The sequence below is a fragment of the Nocardia sp. NPDC059154 genome, from assembly GCF_042755705.1.
Taxonomy (GTDB): Bacteria; Actinomycetota; Actinomycetes; order Mycobacteriales; family Mycobacteriaceae; genus Nocardia.
The window spans coordinates 16,846-33,591 of sequence record NZ_JBHZCS010000013.1 but is presented as its reverse complement, the minus strand read 5'-3'; the positions used below and the strand labels follow the sequence as shown (position 1 = coordinate 33,591).

Here is a 16,746-nt window from a genome sequence, read left to right as displayed (position 1 = left end):
ATGTCCGATACCCGGCCCGCGCCGAATACCTTTGCCGCGCTGCGGGACCAGCTGGCGGACGCGGCCGTCGCGTTCGCCGGCGCACCCGGGGCGGCGGGCGACATCCTGGCGGGCATCGTCGACGATGTCGACCGGGCGCTGTCGGAGCGGCTGGAGATCTTCCCGGTCTGTCACCACTCGCCCGCCTCCGGTCTGGCCATGGTGCGACGGCTGCGCGAGAAGCAGCCGAGCGTGATCTACCTGGAATTGTGCGAGGACATGCGGCCGCTGCTGGACGAGCTGCGCAACTGCCGCCTGCCGATTGCGCTGCAGGCCTTCGCCACCGAGATCGAGGGCTTCCCCGCGGAATGGGCGCCGCTGTCGGTGGTCGCGCCGATCACCGAATCGTCGGCCGAGTACCAGGCCATCGCCTACGCGCTCGATACGCCGGGCGTCGAACTGGTGCTGGTGGATCGGTCCACCGATCACGTCTTCCAGTGGGCTCCCGAAGCGAAGCAGTCCGAGACACCCTCCGACGGTGAGCAGCCCGAGGACGACGGCCTGCACGGCGGCGCGGTCGGCCTCGAAATCGGTGATCTGCGACCGCGTTTCGCCGAACTGGAAGAACACCTGCTGCACCACGGCAAGGTCCGGCACTGGTCGGAATGGTGGGACCAGTACGTCGAGCAGCCCCTGGTGGACGCCGACTACGACACCTACCGCCAGGTCATGGTGATGATCGGCAGCCTGTTCCGGCGGCTGCGGCGCGGCAGCACCGTCGAGGACGAGGACCGCGAACGGTACATGTGGACCCGCATGCGGGAACACCTGGCCGCCAACGACATCGATCCGGCACAGGCGTTATACGTGTGCGGCGCGGCCCATGCGGCCAGCCCGGTCGAACAGTTCGGACTGGCCGCGGCGGAGCCGTTCGAGATCTCGCCGCGCTCGGCCACGAAATGGCACTACGGGCTGATCCCGTCCAGCCACTCCGCCATCGAGGCGCAGTTCGGGCTGGCCGGCGGCGCGGTGTCGATCGCGGCGGCCACCTGGGCGAAGGGCTTGCGGCGCGGCAAATTGCAGTCGTTCCAGCTGGAAGGACAGCAGGGAGCGAAGAAGCGCGCCAAGCGGCCGCCGCTTCCGGCGGAACCGGAAGCCGAAGTGACGGACCGGCTTTCGCGCTTCCTGTCCAGGCCACCGGTCCTGGACCCGCTCGACGAGGCCGAGCTCCTGGAATGGTCGGTGGATATCGTCCGGCTGGCCCGGCGCAACGGCTACCTGGCCAGCACCGCCGACGCCATCGCCATCTTCGAGACCTCGATCCTGCTGGCGGGCTTGCGCAATCGTGCCCGTCCGACGCCGTACGACTTCCAGGACGCGGCCGTCACCTGCCTCGAGAAGGACCGGGTGCCGGGGCGGCGGGATGTGCGGCGGCTGTGCGAGATCCTGCTCGGCGGCGACCGCATCGGCCAGGTCGGGTACGCGGCGCTGCCGCCGCTGGCCCGCGACGTGCTCGACCGGCTGGCACCGCTGGGACTGGATCTGTCCAAGCGGACGCTGCAACGCGCGCTGCTGGACCTGAAGGCGAATCCGGACCTGCGGCCCTGCTCGGATCTGCTGTGGCTGCTGCGCAGGCTGCTGCCGCAGGACGCGCTGCGGCCGATCATGGGCTCGCGCGGACTGGGTGAGACCTCGATCCAGGAGAGCTGGGACATCGGGCTCGGCAAACACCAGCGCTCACTGGTGGAGCTCGGGTACGAGGGCGTGTCGGTGGAGCAGGTGCTGGAGCAGCGCCTGCGGCGCGCGGTCGCCGCGCCGGACGCGACCGCGGCCGTGGCGCTGGGCGCGGTCGAGGACGCGCTGGTGTATCTGGGATCGGTCCGGCTCGCCGATGAGCTGGGCCATCGCGCGGTCGAACTCCTCGCCGCCGAACGGACAGTGGACGACGCGCCCGTCGTGCTGCGGCGGATCCGCGTGCTGCTCAACTACTTCCGCTCCACCGAGGACGGCCTACCGGCGTGGTGCGAACGGTTCGTGACAGCCGGGTACGCGCACTACTGCACCCTGCTGCCCACCGCCTTCGCCGCCGAGGAGACCGGGCCGGCGCAGGTGGCGGCCATGCTGGGCTTCCTGTTCGGGATGGAGAATTTGGCGCTGTCGCTGGGCTGCGATCACACGCAGCTGGAACTGGCTGTGCTGCAATCACATCCGGAGGCGCCGGCCAAGGTGGCCCTGCTGTGGGCGGCACGGTTCCAGCTCGGCCTGCTGACCATGGCCGAGCTGCGCGCGCGGTGCGACGGGATGCTGGCCAATCCGCTGGTGCTGCCGACGGTTCCGCAGTACGTCAGCGGTTTCGTGCAGGCCATCGACCCGGCTCCGGCACTGAAACCCTTTGTGGTGGAGCTGTTGTCGAAGGCCTTCGGCACGCTGCCGGACGTGGTGCTGCTGCCCTGGCTGCCGAAGTTGATCACCACCCTGAAGGATCAGGCGGGCGACCTGATCCCGGGCCTGGTCCGGGAAGCGGGCCGCACCTTCCCCGGCGCACTGCCCGCCGTGGACGCCTTCGTCCCGCCCTGGTCGGTCGAATTCACCACGGCCGCACCGCCGGTGGCCGCCGCACCGCGCGGGCCGGTCACCGAACTGCTGGCCGCCCACCCCGCCGCGTGCGACGCGCTCAGCGGACTGCTCGGCATCGAGGGCGGCTGGCAGGAGGCCGGACCGGCCGGAAACCACGAGGTTGCCGGCCTGCTCGACCGATTCCCGGGCACCGCCGCGGCATTGGCCGCGCTGCTCGGCGTGCCGGCCGTGCGGAGCTGACGCGGGTCCGGCCGGCTCGTCCTTCCGACGGGCGGCCGGCCGGACAGTCATTCGAACCGTGCATTGCTGGTAGGCGGGCCGCACAGCACAATTCAAACGGTTCGGTCTCGAATTCGGGAGCGCCTCGCGATCGGGCGCGAGAACACGTTACAGTCCGCCCGTGAAATATCTTGTGGGATGCGCAATGGCCCTGTCGTTCGCGGCGGGTTCACCGGTGGCGCAGGCGGATTCCGCACCGGCCTGTACCGACACCCCGAACGCCTACACCGCCGGCTGGCAGACCGGCTGGGCCACGTATCAGGCCGAGCAGAAGAGTCCGTCGTCCGGCACGTCGTCGCGGACGGTCGATCTGCCGATCACCATCAATGCGCCGATCGCCAAGGTATGGACGGTGTACTCGAACCTGCGCAACGACATCGGGCGGCATCCGTTCCTGAAGGACATCATCGTGCATCGCACCTGCACCGATGGCGCCACCGAGACCATCGATTTCACCGCGCTGGAGAACATCCCGATGGGCTCGGTCGACTACCCCGCGAAAACCCAGGCAGAACAGCGCCTCTATCCGGTCGATCACTACTACCTCACCGACAGCTATGACTCGCCCGGCATCATCACCCATCAGAAGGTCACCTTCGTCGACAACGGCAACGGCACCACCTCGGTGAACGAACACCTCACCTTCATCGCCAACCCGCTGCTCATCAACTTCACCGTCGACAACGGCGTCTCATCCCACCAGGCGTACCAGGCGGCGCTGAAACGCGACATCGAAAACGGCACCCTCTGAATGCGGAAAGGCCCGGTCCATCAGGACCGGGCCCTTTCACATGAGCAGGGTTGCTCATGCACGGCACGCTCGGTCTCCGCGGTCAGGCGATCGAGCCCAGGCGATTCGAGACGCCGTCGCGAGCCCGGCGGCCCGCACCGACCGGGCGGGAACCCTCCAGGAATTCGCTGCCGAGCAGGCGATGCCGCAGCGACCGCGTGTCCTGGTTGGGATCGATTTCGAACTGCTCCCGCAGACGTTGCGCACACAGCGCGTACCACTGTTCCGCCTGCTGCAGCTCCCCGCGCCGGGCGTGGATCGTCATCAGTCGGCGAAAAGCCGCCTCGTTCGCCGTATCGATGGCCAGCGTGCGGCGGCACGCGTCGGCGGCGTCGGCGAGTTCTCCTGCCTCGAGCGCGTATTCGGCCAGCGTGTTCAACGCGCTCAGGATCATCGAGCGCAGCCAGTGCCGGTGTTCGATCACCCAACTGTCGGATTCGCCGTCGAGAAACTCGCCCGAGTACAGTGCGGCGGCCCGTCGATACAGGCCCAGCGCCTCCTCCCGCAGGCCCCGCGCGGCGGCGTCACGTGCGGCCGCCGTATACCGCTCGAATTCCTGGCAATCGACGATCACATCGTCACTCACGTCCATGACGTAGCCGAAATCCCGGAACTCGATGCGCAGGTCTCGCCGTTCGGTTCCGAAGTGGGCATCCAACGTTCTGCGCAGGGCGTGCACCGTAACCTTCAACGACGTACTGGGCCCATCGATGTCCGGCCACAACAACTCTCGTAGCCGCTCCTTGCCCACGACGCTGTTGCGGTTCACGAGCAACACTCCGAACAGTGATCGAGCCTTGCTCGCACGCCACCGAACACAATCCGCACCGGAGACCGAAATGGCGAACTCGCCCATCAGTTTGACATGGATCGCCCGTTCACCAGATGCTCTCAATGAAACTCCTTGCGCCATGGGCGAACCGCAGAAATATTCAAATGTATTTCGCCACAATCCATCTCGCATCCCATTTCCGCTGGCGGCAATGTTCGCATGACCAACTTGCCTGCGCAAGTGGATGTTTCGCAAATTGACCCCAGCCGCGAGAATTCTTTACGCGACCCACGAAACAGTAATGTTTCCTTCACGCCGCTACCTGGTGGATCGGACGAAAAGTCATGTTCCGCTCATGTTTTGCGGCCACGCCGAGTCGTCTGCGATCATGATCGCGTGTCCGAGCCGGCGCGCCTCCGACGCGCACCTGTGCAGTCGCGCAGCAGGGAACGTGTCGAGCGCATCCTGGACGCGGCACGGGAACTCGTGGACGAGCACGGCGTGGACGCCGTGACGACCCGCGCGATCGCCGAGCGCGCCGGCGTGCCGATCGCGACGCTCTACCAGTTCTTCGCCAATCGGGAGGCGGTGTTCCGCCAGCTACTCGACCGCGACATGGACCGGATCGACCGGCGGGTCGCGGCGGAGATCGAAACGCTTCGCGCGGACAGCATCCCGCACGCGATCGACCTGTTCGCCGCCGTGCATCGCACCCACTTCCTGCGGCATCTCGAATTCGTCGCGCTCTACTTCGCCTACGGCGACAGCGACGTGGTCCACGTCCATCAGCGCCGTTGCGCGCACTCGTTCGGCCACCTGCTGCTGCAATCCGGGGTGATGCCCGCACACACCGATCCCCGGGTGTTCGGGGTCGCGATCGCGATCGCCGAGGGCACCATCGAACACGCCTATCGGGAGGCTCCCCGCAACGAGTGGGCGGTCAGCCAGGGCCGGCTGGTACTGCGGCTCTATCTCGAAAGCCACTGCGGCTGAGGCCGATCGCGCTCGCTGACCCCTAACCCGGTCCTAACCGCCCCTGGTTAGCGTCGCGGCCATGTCCAGTTACCGCACGAGCAGCGGCCGGCCGAAAAGCGGGCTTCGCTCAGATAGTTACTGCGTGTTTGGTTTTCCTCGAGGACTGCTCGAGCCGGGATTCACATACTCGGGGCGAGAACAGCGACGTTCAGGATATGTCTCGCAGTAGCCGTGGCTACCAGCAGGATTCGGAAGACAACATGAACGCCAGTGTGATCGCCATGTTTCCCGGCCAGGGTTCCCAGCGCGAGGGCATGGCCGCCCACCTGATCCGGGAACACCCCGCCACGGCGGGGGTGGTATTCGAGCGCGCCGACGAGGTGCTGGGCCTGCCCCTGGCCAAGCTGTGCGCCGAGGGTGACGCGGAACAGTTGCGGGCCACCGAGATCGCGCAACCCGCGATCCTGGCCACCTCCTTCGCCATCTTCGAGGTGCTGCGCGCCGAGGGCTTCTCCCCCGACATGGTGACCGGGCACAGCCTCGGCGAGTTCACCGCGCTGGTCGCGGCCGGGGTGCTGGACCTCGCCGACGCGCTGACCCTGGTGCGACGCCGGGGCGAGCTGATGGCGGAAATCGCCGCGGCGATACCGGGTGCCATGACGGCCGTGTCCGGGGTGCCCGCGGCGCGGATCGAGGAGATCTGCGCGGGAGTGGCCGGCGTGGTCGAACTCGCCAACTACAACGCCCCCGATCAGTCGGTCATTTCCGGCACGGCGGAGGCGGTGGACGCCGCCGTGGAGTTACTGCGCGAGGAAGGCGCGGGCTCCTTGGTCGCGCTGCGGGTCGGAGCGCCGTTCCATTGCTCGCTCATGGCCGCGCTGGAGGAGCGGTTCGCGGCCGACCTGCATCGCGCCGAATTCCGTGATCCCGCCATAGATGTCCTCAGTTCCGTTACCGCGCACAAGATTTCGAGTGGCGATGACGCCCGCGACCTACTGCGCCGACAGCTCACGGCCCCCGTCCGCTGGATCGAGGTGATCGGCACCGCCGCCGATCTCGGCTGCACCGACTACCTCGAGATCGGTCCCGGACGCGTGCTGTCCGGGCTAGCCAACCGCATGCTGGACACGGCCACCGTGCGCAGCACCCAGGACGCCCGCCGCATCGCCGCGGCCATCGCCGCCTACGCCTGATCCACCGAATCCGACCGATTTCCCGGCCTTTCCCCACCCCTGTGGCGTCCCGCGCCCCAGGGGACCCAACGGTGTCCCCACCACGAAGGAAGAGATAACCATGCCCGAAACCAGCACCGATTTCGCTCCCGCCGTCATCGACGCGATCGCCGACGCCCTGGGCATCGACCAGTCCGAGGTGACCCTCGACGCCACCCTCATCGACGAGCTCGGCGCGGAATCCATCGACCTGCTCGACATCCTGTTCCGCATCCACCGCGACACCGGCGTGAAGATCGCCGTCGCCGATGTCCAGGAGCTGCTGCAGGGCGGCATCCCCGACGACGAGTTCGGTGACGAGAACGAGATCGTCTCCGACATCGGCCTCGCACACCTGGAAAAGGTACTGCCGCAGTTCGATCGGACCGAGCTGAACGGCCCACTGCGCGGTGAGCAGGTGCTCGGCCTGGTCACCGTGCGCAATCTGGTGGACCTGGTCGCCCAGCGCGCCGCCGCCGGTCCGGCCGACGCCGAGGCTGTCGCCTGATGTCCGGCGACTTCACCGGCCGGGTCGCGCTGGTCACCGGCGCGTCCCGGGGCATCGGGCGGGCCGTGGCCCTGACCCTGGCCGGTCGCGGCGCGGCCGTGGCCGTCAACTACCGGTCCCACAAGGACGAGGCCCTCGAGGTGGTCGCCGAGATCGAGCGCTCCGGCGGGCGCGCGGTCGCCATCGGGGCCGATGTCGCCGACGGTGGCGCGGCCCGTGATCTGGTGGAGCAGACGCGAGAACAGTTGGGCGGCTTGCACATTCTGGTCAACAACGCGGGCATCACCCGCGACGGCCTGCTGCACGACATGGATCCCGAGGTGTGGTGGGAGGTCATCCGGGTGAACCTGGGTGGCGCGTTCAACTGCACCCGTGCCGCGGCCGGGCACCTCATGGCCCAGGGCGAGGGCTCGATCGTGAACGTGTCGTCGATCATGGGCGAGAAGGGGCTCACCGGGCAGTCCAACTACTCCACCTCCAAGGGCGCGATGAACGCCTTCACACTGGCCTGCGCGGTGGAGATGGCCCGGTTCGGGGTCCGCGTGAATGCCGTTCTGGGCGGCGTGATCCCGACCGATCTGATCGGTGACCTGCTGCAGCGCGACGGCGGGCGCGGGCGCACCCATGTCCCCATGCGCCGCTACGGGACCGTCCAGCAGGTCGCCGAGGCGGTGGCCTACCTGGCGAGTCCGGCCGCCGACTACGTGACCGGCGAGTTGCTGCGCGTGGACGGCGGACTGGCGGTGCAGCTCAGCAATGGCCGCCTGGTCTCCCGCTGAATCGGAAAAGGAGTGACTGCCATGCGATTTCATCTCATCGACCGCATCGAGTCCTGGGAACCGTTGCAGCACATTACCGCTCGCAAACTCACCTCGGTCTACGAGAACGTCTGGCAGCCCTCCGCCGCCGGCCCGGTGCTGCCCTTCGGCCTGGCGCTGGAGGCGCTGTGCCAGGCCGGCGCCTGGCTGGTGCTGCTGAGTTCGGCGCACACCCGCCGGGCCGCGCTGCTCACCGTGGGTGAGGTGACCGTGTACCGCGACGCGGTGCCCGGTGACGTGCTGCGCATGACCGCACAGGTGGTGCACGCGACGCCGGAGGCGGCGGTGGTGGACGGCTGGATCGAGGTGGACGGCGAGCGAATCCTGTTCGCCCGCAACATCATGTGTGCCCTCATCGAGGCCGATCGGCTCGACGATCCGGTCGACACCGAACGGATGGCGCGCCAGCTGCTCGGCGAGGAGCTGGTCTGATGAGCGCCACGAACGCGGCGGGACTGCGGCGGGTAGCCGTGACGGGCGTGGGAGCGGTCACCCCCCTGGGCGTCGACGCGCCGACCACCTGGGCCGGAATGATCGAGGGCCGCAATGCCATCGGGACATTGACCACTTTCGACTGCACCACCTTCCCGGTCCGGATCGCCGGGCTGGTGCCCGACTCCTTCGATCCGGCCACCGCCGTCCCGGCAGCCGCTGACCGGCGCTGGGTGTCGCGACCGGGGTTGTTCGGGCTCGCCGCGACCGGCGAGGCCCTGCGGTCGGCGGGCCTCGACCCGCTCACCGAGACCCCCTACGCACCGTCGGATCGCGGTGTCGCGATGGGCGCGAGCGTGGGCCGCCCGGATCTCAACCTGGTGCTGAAGGTATCCGAATTGCGTTCTCGCACCGGTCAACCCGACGCCTTCGTGCGGCCCGCGCCGTCGGCGACCCTGACCGGGAATCAGAACCTGGCGCTCAATGCCATGGTGCGGCTGATCGGCGCGACCGGGCCCATGGTGGGCATCCACACCGCCTGCGCCGGCTCCGGGCACGCCCTCGGCGAGGCGTTCCGGCTGATCCAGGAGGGCGATGCCCGCATGATAGTGGCGGGCGGCTACGACTCGCTCACCACCTGGGCCGACATTCTCGGATTCGGTCTGCTGGGCGCGATGACCGACCGCTACAACGACAATCCCGCCAAGGCGTCCCGGCCCTTCGACGCCGACCGCAGCGGGTTCGTCATCGGCGAGGGCGCGGTGGCCTTCGTCCTGGAGGATCTCGAGTCCGCGCTGGATCGCGGTGCACCGATCCTGGGCGAGTTGCTCGGGTACGGGTCCACCATGAACGCCTGGCGCATCACCGACTCGCCACCGGACGGCTCGGGCGCGATCGAGGCCATGGAATCCGCGCTCGGCGAATCCGGCTTGGGCACAGCAGATATCGACTACATTGCCGCGCACGGCACCAGCACGCCGGGCAATGACGTCTCCGAGACCCGGGCGATCAAGAAGGTCTTCGGCGACGACGCGCACCGGCTGGTGGTGTCCTCCCCCAAATCCATGACCGGGCATCTCACCGCCGCCGCGGCGGCGCTCAATCTGCTGGCGGCGCTGGGCGCGCTCCGGGATTCGGTGGTTCCGCCCACCCTGAATCTCGACACCCCGGACCGGGCACTGGATCTCGACTACGTCCCCCATCGCGCGCGCTCCATGCCGGTGCGCGCGGCCATGATCAATGCCCTCGCGTTCGGCGGTTCCAATACCTGCCTCGTGGTGGGCAGACCCCAGGAGCTGCCATGACCGCGTCCTACACCGTGCCCACCGCACTCCCGACGCCCGCCGAAGTCCCGGCCGCGGGTATCGGCACCCCGGGATTCGATCGAATCCTGGAGGTGAGTCCCGGAATTCGCGCCGAGGCCCTGCTGAACGTGACCGGCACCCTGCCGTTCTTCGACACCCATTTCCCGCGCCGCCCCATCCTGCCCGGCGTGCTGCTGACCGAGAGCATGATCGCGCTGGCCGTGCTCGCGGCCGGTGATCCGCTGCTGCGGCTGCGGGCCGCCGAGGGGCTGCGCTTCCGGCGCTTCGTGACGCCCGGTGACCAGGTGCGCATCACCGTCGAAACGGCCGGTGCCGGCGCGGATCCCGCCGAGTCCCGGTGGAAGGCCACCGCTCGCGTGGGCGAGGCCACCGTCGCGGCCGTCCGCACCCTCCGCCTGGTCCGCAGGCCGGTCGCGGAAGCGAACGGGCGCACCGCGGAAGCGAATGGGAGCACCGCGGAAGCGAATGGGCTTACCGCCGAGGCGAAGTCGTGAACGCGCGGCGCGTCGTGATCACCGGGATCGGTCTGGTCACGGCGCTCGGCGAGGGTGCGGACGACACCTGGTCGGCGATCGTGGCCGGGCGCACCGCCATCGGCCCCCTGCGCGCCTACGATCCGTCGCCGCTGCGCACCCGGCTCGGCGCGGAGATCCCCGACTTCGATCCCAGCCGGTTCCTGTCGCTGCGCTCCATGCGCACCTCCACCCGCGGCGACCAGTACGGCGTCGCGGCGGCCACCCTCGCGCTGCGGGACGCGGGACTCGAGGAACGCGACCTCGGCCACCGCACCGGCCTGTATCTCGGTGGGAACAAGGACATCTGCCAGCGCGACGATTCGATCACCGAATTGGAGGCCATCCGCGGCGCAGACGGCGGACCGGACATGCGGCGGCTCGGGGAGCTGGCCCGCTCGATCGTGCCGCCGCTGGCGTACGTGGAGGGTTTGCAGAACGGCGGGACCTACCACATCTCCTCGCTGTTCGGCCTGCGCGGACCCAATGCCTTCTATGCGGGCGCGGCGGATTCCGGGGCGACCGCGATCGGGCGGGCCATGCGGGCGATCCGCCGGGGCGAGGCCGATATCGCGGTGGCGGGCGGGTACGACGACGCCACCAACTGGTGGGCAATGGCCAAACTGGACGGGCTCGGGGTGCTCTCGCCACGCAACGATCTGGGCGGCAAGGCTTTTCGCCCCTTCGACAGGGAACACAGCGGTTCGGTCATCGGTGACGGCGCGGCGATCCTGATCCTCGAAGAGCGTGACCGGGCACTGCGACGCGGCGCGCGCTGTTATGCCGAGCTCGCGGGCTACGGCATGGGCAATGACTGTGTGCGCGTACCCGCCTCCGATCGGGACGGACGGGGACTGGCCCGCGCCATCTCGACGGCCCTGTCCGACGCCGGAGCGCCGGCGGTGGACGCCGTGTTCTCCCACGGCTGCGCCACCGCGCTCGGCGATGCCAGTGAGGTGCGCGCCCTGCGCACCGCCCTCGGTCCCGAAGCCCACAGGGCCGCGGTGACCAGCGTCAAACCACAGACCGGTCACTTGGTGGGCGGAGCCGGTGCGCTGAATGCCGCACTCGCGGGACTGGCCCTGGACTCCGGCGTCGTGCCCGCCACCGGCAACCACGAAACACCCGCGCCCGGCTGCGATCTCGACATCGTGTCCGGCGCCGCGCGCCAGGCGAATCCGCGGGTCGCGCTGGCCCTGGCCCGCGGCCTGGAGGGCCAGGCCGTGGCGCTCACCCTCACCGCATCGAACTGACCGACAGGAACTTCGGCCATGCACGAAACCCCTCATCTCGCGCCGCACCGGCGCATCGTGATCACCTCGCTCGGCGCGATCACCGCGTACGGCGTCGGCGCGGAGGAACTGTGGCAGCGGGTGCGCGGCGGCGAGGTGGCCATCCGGCCGCTGCGCGAGCTCGCGGTGCCCGGACTCGCCGGGGCCATCGGCGGCGAGATCCTCGACCCGCCGCGCCCCAAATACGACTACCTCACGCCGCTGGGTCTCACCGACCCGGAACCCGCCGTCGACTACGCGCTCATCGCGGCCGAGGAGGCCATGGCGGGCGCGGGTCTGGGCGTGCTCGAGGACGGCGCGCCACCACGACCGGACGCCCTGCCCGCGCACCGGTGGGGGGTGGCGTTCGGCAGCTGCAACAGCGGAATCCGCAGTGCCGAGAAGGCTGTGCGCCGCGCGGTCGACGCCGGGCGGACGGTCGACGCGGACGGGCTGGGTCTCGGCGACGACCGGCATCTGCTGCTGGTGCCGCCACAGTTCTGCGCGGAGGCGCTCAGCGCGGCGTTCGGGCTGAAAGGTCCTGTGCTGTCGGTGAATACCGCGTGCGCGTCCAGCGCGCACGCGCTGGCGCATGCGGTCGAGCAGATCCGCGCGGGCCGGGCCGACGCCATGCTGGTGGGCGGCAGCGACGCGCTCACCGAGATGGCCTACTACGGATTCACCAGCGTCGAATCGCTGTCCACGCGCCCGGCCCGGCCGTATTCCCGTGATCGTGACGGGCTTTCGCTCGGCGCGGGCGCGGGCATGATGGTGCTGGCGGCCGCCGAGGTGGCGCTGGCGGCCGGTGCGCCGATCATCGCCGAGGTGCTCGGCTACGGCATGTCGGCCGACGGCTACCACGCCACGGCCCCGCATCCGCAGGGCGCGGGTGCGGCCCGAGCGATTCGCGCGGCCATCGACACCGCCGGTCTCGCGCCCGAGGACGTGCCCTACATCAACGGCCACGGCACCGGCACGCCGAAAAATGATGCGGCGGAGAGCAATGCGGTGCGGGCCGCACTGGGCGAGGCCGCGTCGACGGTGGCGCTCAGCAGCACCAAGTCCATGATCGGCCATCTGCTGGGTGCGGCCGGGGCGGTCGAGGCCATCGTGACCATCCTCGGACTGCGCGATGAAATGGTCCCGCCGACAGCCGGTTTCGCCGAGACCGACCCGGGCTGCGGCCTGGACCCCGCACCCGAGGCGCGGGCGCTGCCCATGCGGGTCGCGGCGTCGAACAACTTCGCATTCGCCGGAGCCAATGCCTGTGTGGTGTACGGCCGGCCCGGTACCGCCCGCACCGATCTCGAGCCCGTCGCCGCCGACGAGGTCGTCGTCACCGGGATCGGCGTGCTGATCGGCGGGGCATCCGATGCCGATCAACTCTGGGACGCCTGGACCGGTGACACCGTGACGACGGAGTCGCACCAGGGATTACGGCTCGCCCGCGTCAGCACCGACCCGGGTGCCGATATTCCGGCCAAGGCCCGCCGGCGCATGGACCGCCTCGGGCAGCTGGCAGTCGCGACCAGTCAGCAGGCGCTCGCCGCGGCCGGACTCACCGCCCACGAAGGCGTGGGTGTGGTCGTCGGCACCGGTATCGGGCCGATGAGCAGCATTTCCCGATTCTTCGAACCGACCGTGCTCGGCGGACCCACCCAGGGCAGCCCCGCCATCTTCCCCAACACCGTCTTCAATGCCGCCGCCGGACAGGTGGCCATGGCCCTGGGGGCCAAGGGCCCGACCTCCACCCTGACCTCGGGCCACGCCGCCGGGGCCGCTGCCCTCGGGACCGCGTTCGACCTGCTGCGCGCCGGACGCGCGGACGCCGTGCTGTGCACCGGCGCGGACGAGCTGTCCCCCTACGCCCTCGATGCGTACCGGGGCGCGGGGCTTTTCACCGGCCGCCACGGCCGGGGCTTCCGGCTCGCCGAGGGCAGCGTCACCCTGCTGCTGGAGCGGGCCTCGGTGGCGCGGCAGCGGGGCGTCACCCCGATCGCGGTGCTCGCCGGGTACGCGACCACCTCCGATGCCCTGGGCATCGCCCGGTGGGATCCGCGCGGCCGCGGGATGGAGCGGGCTATGCGCGACGCCCTGGCCGCGGCCGGGGTATCCCCCGCCGACCTCTCCGCCGTCTGGACCGCCGCGGCGGGCCTGCCCGTGGTGGACGGCCCGGAGCGGCGTGCCATCGACCGGCTCGGTCTCAGCGCGAATTGCGCCCGGCCCGAGCCGAAGCGGGTCCTGGGCGATCCCATCGGCGCGGGCGCGCAACTGGCCGCCGCGCTGGCCATCACCGCCTGGCAGCGCGGCGGCGACCACGGCCCGGTGCTGGTCAACGGTTCCTCACTGGGCGGCACCCACACCAGTTTCGTGCTGCGGCACCCCGCCGCGGTCATCCACTCGTGAACGGAGACACCACATGCCGAATCCCGAACCACGTCACGTCTCGATCCTGGCCACGGGCTCGTTCCTGCCCGGCGACCCGATCGACAATGCCACCCTGGAGCGCCTGTGCGGCACCCTGCCCGCCGAGGTGCTCGACAATATCCAAGTACGCCAACGGCATTGGATGATCGATCCCGCCACCGGCGAGCACGGCACCGGCACCAACACCATGGCCGCCACCGCCGCACGACGCGCCCTCGCCCGCGCGGACATCGATCCGGCGGAGGTGGACCTGCTGGTGGTGTCCTCGGCCAGCCCCGAATACCAGCTGCCGGCGGTGGTCACCTATGTTCAGGAGCAATTGGGCCTGGCGCACTGCGCGTCCATCGAATTCCGGGCCGCCTGTACGGGTTTCGTGCAGGGACTGGACTACGCGCGGCGCATGCTCGCGGACGGGACCTACCGCACCGCCGTGGTGATCGGCGCGGAGGCGATCTCCCCGCTGCTGGCCCCGATGTACCTGGGCATGGACCCGGAGTCGGTGCGCATGCGTGACCGGCTGGTCATCAACTCCTTCGGCGACGGGGCCGGGGCGGTCGTGCTGCGCGCCGGGGAACCGGGCAGCGCCGACCCGAACGGCGAATTCCAGTTCGCCACCGCCTGTTTGGGCGGCGACCGCAAGCCCGGCATGCAGATCGTGGGCGGCGGCACCCACGAGCCCGTGGCCGATCAGGCCAAACGCAAGCGCCTGGTGGAGATGAAACTCGATGTCTCCGGGACCGCCACCTTCGGGCCGAAGGTCTTCGTGGCGGGCATGCGCGACATGCTGACCCGCACCGGGCTCACGGTGGCCGAGATCGACGCCTGCGTGCTGCCCGAGGGCAATGCCGACTACTTCACCGCCGAGTTCGATGCCGCCGGAGTCTCTCCCGAGGACCAGGCGGTGCTGGCCAAGAACATCGTGGAGAACCTCGCCACCGTCGGCGCGACCGGCTCCGCCGCCGTGCCGCTGGCCCTCGACGAGGGCTGGGTACAGGGCCGCGTCCGGCCGGGCGACCGGGTCCTGCTGCTGGCCGTGGAGGCCAGCCGCTACCTGTACGCCGGCCTGTCGCTGCGCTGGGAAGCGCCCGCGCCCGGTGAGGAGACCGCGAATGTCCACGCCTGAGCCGGTTTTCACCCCCGAGGACAATGCCCGCATCATCCGGCGCGTGTTCGACGAGTTCGTCAACGCGGGCGACTTCTCCGTGGTCGACCAGATCTACGCGCCGGACATGGTCGATCACCAGCCCCTGCCCGGCGCGCCGGAGGGCACCGAGGGCGTCAAGTACACCATCGCCGGTCTGCGCCAAGGCTTTCCGGACCTGCACGTCACCATCGAAGCGCTCAGTGCGCACGCCGACCACGTGGTCATCCACAACACCTGGCGCGGCACCTTCACCGGTGAGTTCCTGGGAATGGACCCCACCGGGGAGCGGATCGAATTCCACGGTGTCGTGGTGTGGCGGTTGGCGAACGGCCTGATCGCCGAGCGCTGGGGCATCGGCGTCGAGTCCTCCATGCTGGAGGCACTGGGCCTGGGCTGGCTGATGTCCGGCGCGTTGGCCCGCAAGGGCCGCCGCCGCGGCGGCGGGATGGATCTCGCGGATCTGGCGGCGGCCGCCACCGCGCTGACCGCGACGGAACAGCCGTGACGGCCCAACCGCTCACCGTCCTCATCTCCGGCGGCGGCATCGGCGGCCTGGCCGCCGCACTCGCCCTGCGGGAGCGCGGCATCCGCGTGCGGGTGTTCGAGCGGGCCACCGACCTGCGCGATGGCGGTGCCGGACTGCACATCTGGACCAATGGCACCATCGCGCTGCAACGGCTGGGCGTACTCGACGAGGTGCTGGAAACCGCGCCGATCCAGCACATCACCCACTTCGGCACCTGGCGCGGCGACCTTTTCGGCGCATGGCCGGTCGGCGACTTCGCCGACCGGTACGGCGCTCCGACCATCGCGGTCGAACGCTCGGTGCTGCATCGGGTGCTCAGCGCGGCGGTGTCGGCGTATCCGGGCGGCACCGAGATTCGCACGGGCGCCGGAGTTGCCGGCTTCGAGCAGGACGACGCCGGCGTCACCGTGGAACTGTCCGACGGTGAGCGGGTGCGCGGCGACGTTCTCATCGGCGCGGACGGCATCAACGGCGCGGTGCGCCCCGGACTGCTCGGCGAGCGCCCGCCGCGCTACACCGGCTACATCGCCTGGCGCGGCAAAGCCGAACTGCGACACGAGAAGATCCCGCCGGGCACCTTCTACGCCCTGTTCGGTCCCGGTACCCGCTTCACCTTCTACGACGTCGCACCCGGCGTCGTGCACTGGATGAGCGTCGCCAACGGCGCACCCGGCGGCCGCGATACGGGCGACGTCCGTGCGATGCTGCTCGAGCGTCATCGCGGCTGGATGCCGCCGATCGCGGACATCCTGGAAGCCACGCCGCCGGAGGCCATCATCCGCAGTGATGTGCTGGACCGGCCGCCGGACCGGCGCTGGGGGTCCGGCCGGGTCAGCCTGCTCGGCGACGCCGCCCACCCGATCACCTTCAATATCGGCCAGGGCGCGTGCCAGGCGCTCGAGGACGCGCTGGTGCTCGCCGAGGAACTGGACACCACCGATCCCGTGAACGCATTGCGCCGCTACGAGAAACAGCGCCGCGCCCGCACGGCCGGTCTGCAGCAGGTCGCCCACCGCATCGGCCGACTGGGCGCGCTGGAGAACCCCCTGCTCATTCGGCTGCGGGAACTCGGCATGCGCGCGGTGTGGCCGCGGCTGGTGTTCCGGATCGCCGAGCGCGACCAGATCGCCTACGCCACCCGTTGGCGCACACCAGCGAAACCCCTGCCGGACAAGAGTTTTCAGACAGACGGAGCATGAC

Annotated in this window: 15 protein-coding genes; 14 read left to right on the top strand and 1 reads right to left on the bottom strand. The window is 69.9% G+C overall.

All coding sequences use genetic code 11. The features are described 5' to 3' along the window. Window positions 1-2,796 (top strand): DUF5682 family protein, encoded by a 2,796-nt coding sequence (locus ACFXN1_RS13975; RefSeq protein ID WP_379444981.1) that lies wholly within the window; start codon window positions 1-3, stop codon window positions 2,794-2,796. A 160-nt stretch (window positions 2,797-2,956) separates the two neighbouring features. Then, on the top strand, window positions 2,957-3,586 hold the full coding sequence (locus ACFXN1_RS13970) for a hypothetical protein (protein ID WP_379444973.1): 630 nt from the start codon (window positions 2,957-2,959) through the stop codon (window positions 3,584-3,586). Window positions 3,587-3,668: 82 nt separating this feature from the next. Here ACFXN1_RS13970 and ACFXN1_RS13965 read toward each other — a convergent pair whose 3' ends face one another. Beyond that, window positions 3,669-4,394, bottom strand: coding sequence for a BTAD domain-containing putative transcriptional regulator (locus ACFXN1_RS13965; protein ID WP_379444975.1), 726 nt, complete (start codon window positions 4,392-4,394; stop codon window positions 3,669-3,671). A gap of 399 nt (window positions 4,395-4,793) precedes the next feature. Here ACFXN1_RS13965 and ACFXN1_RS13960 point away from each other — a divergent pair, with 399 nt between their 5' ends. The 12 genes from ACFXN1_RS13960 to ACFXN1_RS13905 all read left to right on the top strand — a co-directional run bounded on the left by ACFXN1_RS13960 (window position 4,794) and on the right by ACFXN1_RS13905 (window position 16,745). Then, a complete protein-coding gene (locus tag ACFXN1_RS13960; protein WP_379444976.1) occupies window positions 4,794-5,390 on the top strand; it encodes a TetR/AcrR family transcriptional regulator in 597 nt (198 codons plus the stop codon). Window positions 5,391-5,587: 197 nt separating this feature from the next. Then, window positions 5,588-6,565, top strand: a complete 978-nt coding sequence (gene fabD, locus ACFXN1_RS13955; protein WP_379444978.1) for an ACP S-malonyltransferase — start codon at window positions 5,588-5,590, stop codon at window positions 6,563-6,565. A gap of 100 nt (window positions 6,566-6,665) precedes the next feature. Continuing rightward, window positions 6,666-7,091: an acyl carrier protein gene (locus ACFXN1_RS13950; RefSeq protein ID WP_379399724.1), complete on the top strand. Its 426-nt coding sequence runs from the start codon at window positions 6,666-6,668 to the stop codon at window positions 7,089-7,091. Next, on the top strand, window positions 7,091-7,870 hold the full coding sequence (locus tag ACFXN1_RS13945) for an SDR family NAD(P)-dependent oxidoreductase (protein ID WP_379463584.1): 780 nt from the start codon (window positions 7,091-7,093) through the stop codon (window positions 7,868-7,870). The genes ACFXN1_RS13950 and ACFXN1_RS13945 overlap by 1 nt, the downstream gene beginning before the upstream one ends. A gap of 21 nt (window positions 7,871-7,891) precedes the next feature. Further along, window positions 7,892-8,341 carry a hypothetical protein gene (locus ACFXN1_RS13940; RefSeq protein WP_354840748.1) on the top strand — a complete coding sequence of 150 codons (450 nt, stop codon included), beginning with the start codon at window positions 7,892-7,894 and terminating at the stop codon, window positions 8,339-8,341. Then, window positions 8,341-9,645 (top strand): beta-ketoacyl-[acyl-carrier-protein] synthase family protein, encoded by a 1,305-nt coding sequence (locus tag ACFXN1_RS13935; protein WP_379444590.1) that lies wholly within the window; start codon window positions 8,341-8,343, stop codon window positions 9,643-9,645. Before ACFXN1_RS13940 ends, ACFXN1_RS13935 begins: the two co-directional genes overlap by 1 nt. Continuing rightward, window positions 9,642-10,160 carry a 3-hydroxyacyl-ACP dehydratase FabZ family protein gene (locus tag ACFXN1_RS13930; RefSeq protein ID WP_379444592.1) on the top strand — a complete coding sequence of 173 codons (519 nt, stop codon included), beginning with the start codon at window positions 9,642-9,644 and terminating at the stop codon, window positions 10,158-10,160. The genes ACFXN1_RS13935 and ACFXN1_RS13930 overlap by 4 nt, the downstream gene beginning before the upstream one ends. Continuing rightward, window positions 10,157-11,431, top strand: a complete 1,275-nt coding sequence (locus tag ACFXN1_RS13925) for a beta-ketoacyl-[acyl-carrier-protein] synthase family protein (RefSeq protein WP_379444593.1) — start codon at window positions 10,157-10,159, stop codon at window positions 11,429-11,431. The genes ACFXN1_RS13930 and ACFXN1_RS13925 overlap by 4 nt, the downstream gene beginning before the upstream one ends. Before the next feature lie 18 nt (window positions 11,432-11,449). After that, window positions 11,450-13,855: a beta-ketoacyl synthase N-terminal-like domain-containing protein gene (locus ACFXN1_RS13920; protein ID WP_379444594.1), complete on the top strand. Its 2,406-nt coding sequence runs from the start codon at window positions 11,450-11,452 to the stop codon at window positions 13,853-13,855. 13 nt (window positions 13,856-13,868) lie between these two features. Next, window positions 13,869-14,999 (top strand): 3-oxoacyl-ACP synthase III family protein, encoded by a 1,131-nt coding sequence (locus ACFXN1_RS13915; RefSeq protein ID WP_379444595.1) that lies wholly within the window; start codon window positions 13,869-13,871, stop codon window positions 14,997-14,999. Then, window positions 14,986-15,525, top strand: a complete 540-nt coding sequence (locus tag ACFXN1_RS13910; RefSeq protein WP_379444597.1) for an ester cyclase — start codon at window positions 14,986-14,988, stop codon at window positions 15,523-15,525. The genes ACFXN1_RS13915 and ACFXN1_RS13910 overlap by 14 nt, the downstream gene beginning before the upstream one ends. Beyond that, window positions 15,522-16,745: an FAD-dependent oxidoreductase gene (locus tag ACFXN1_RS13905; RefSeq protein WP_379444598.1), complete on the top strand. Its 1,224-nt coding sequence runs from the start codon at window positions 15,522-15,524 to the stop codon at window positions 16,743-16,745. Before ACFXN1_RS13910 ends, ACFXN1_RS13905 begins: the two co-directional genes overlap by 4 nt. Window position 16,746 lies beyond the last annotated feature (1 nt).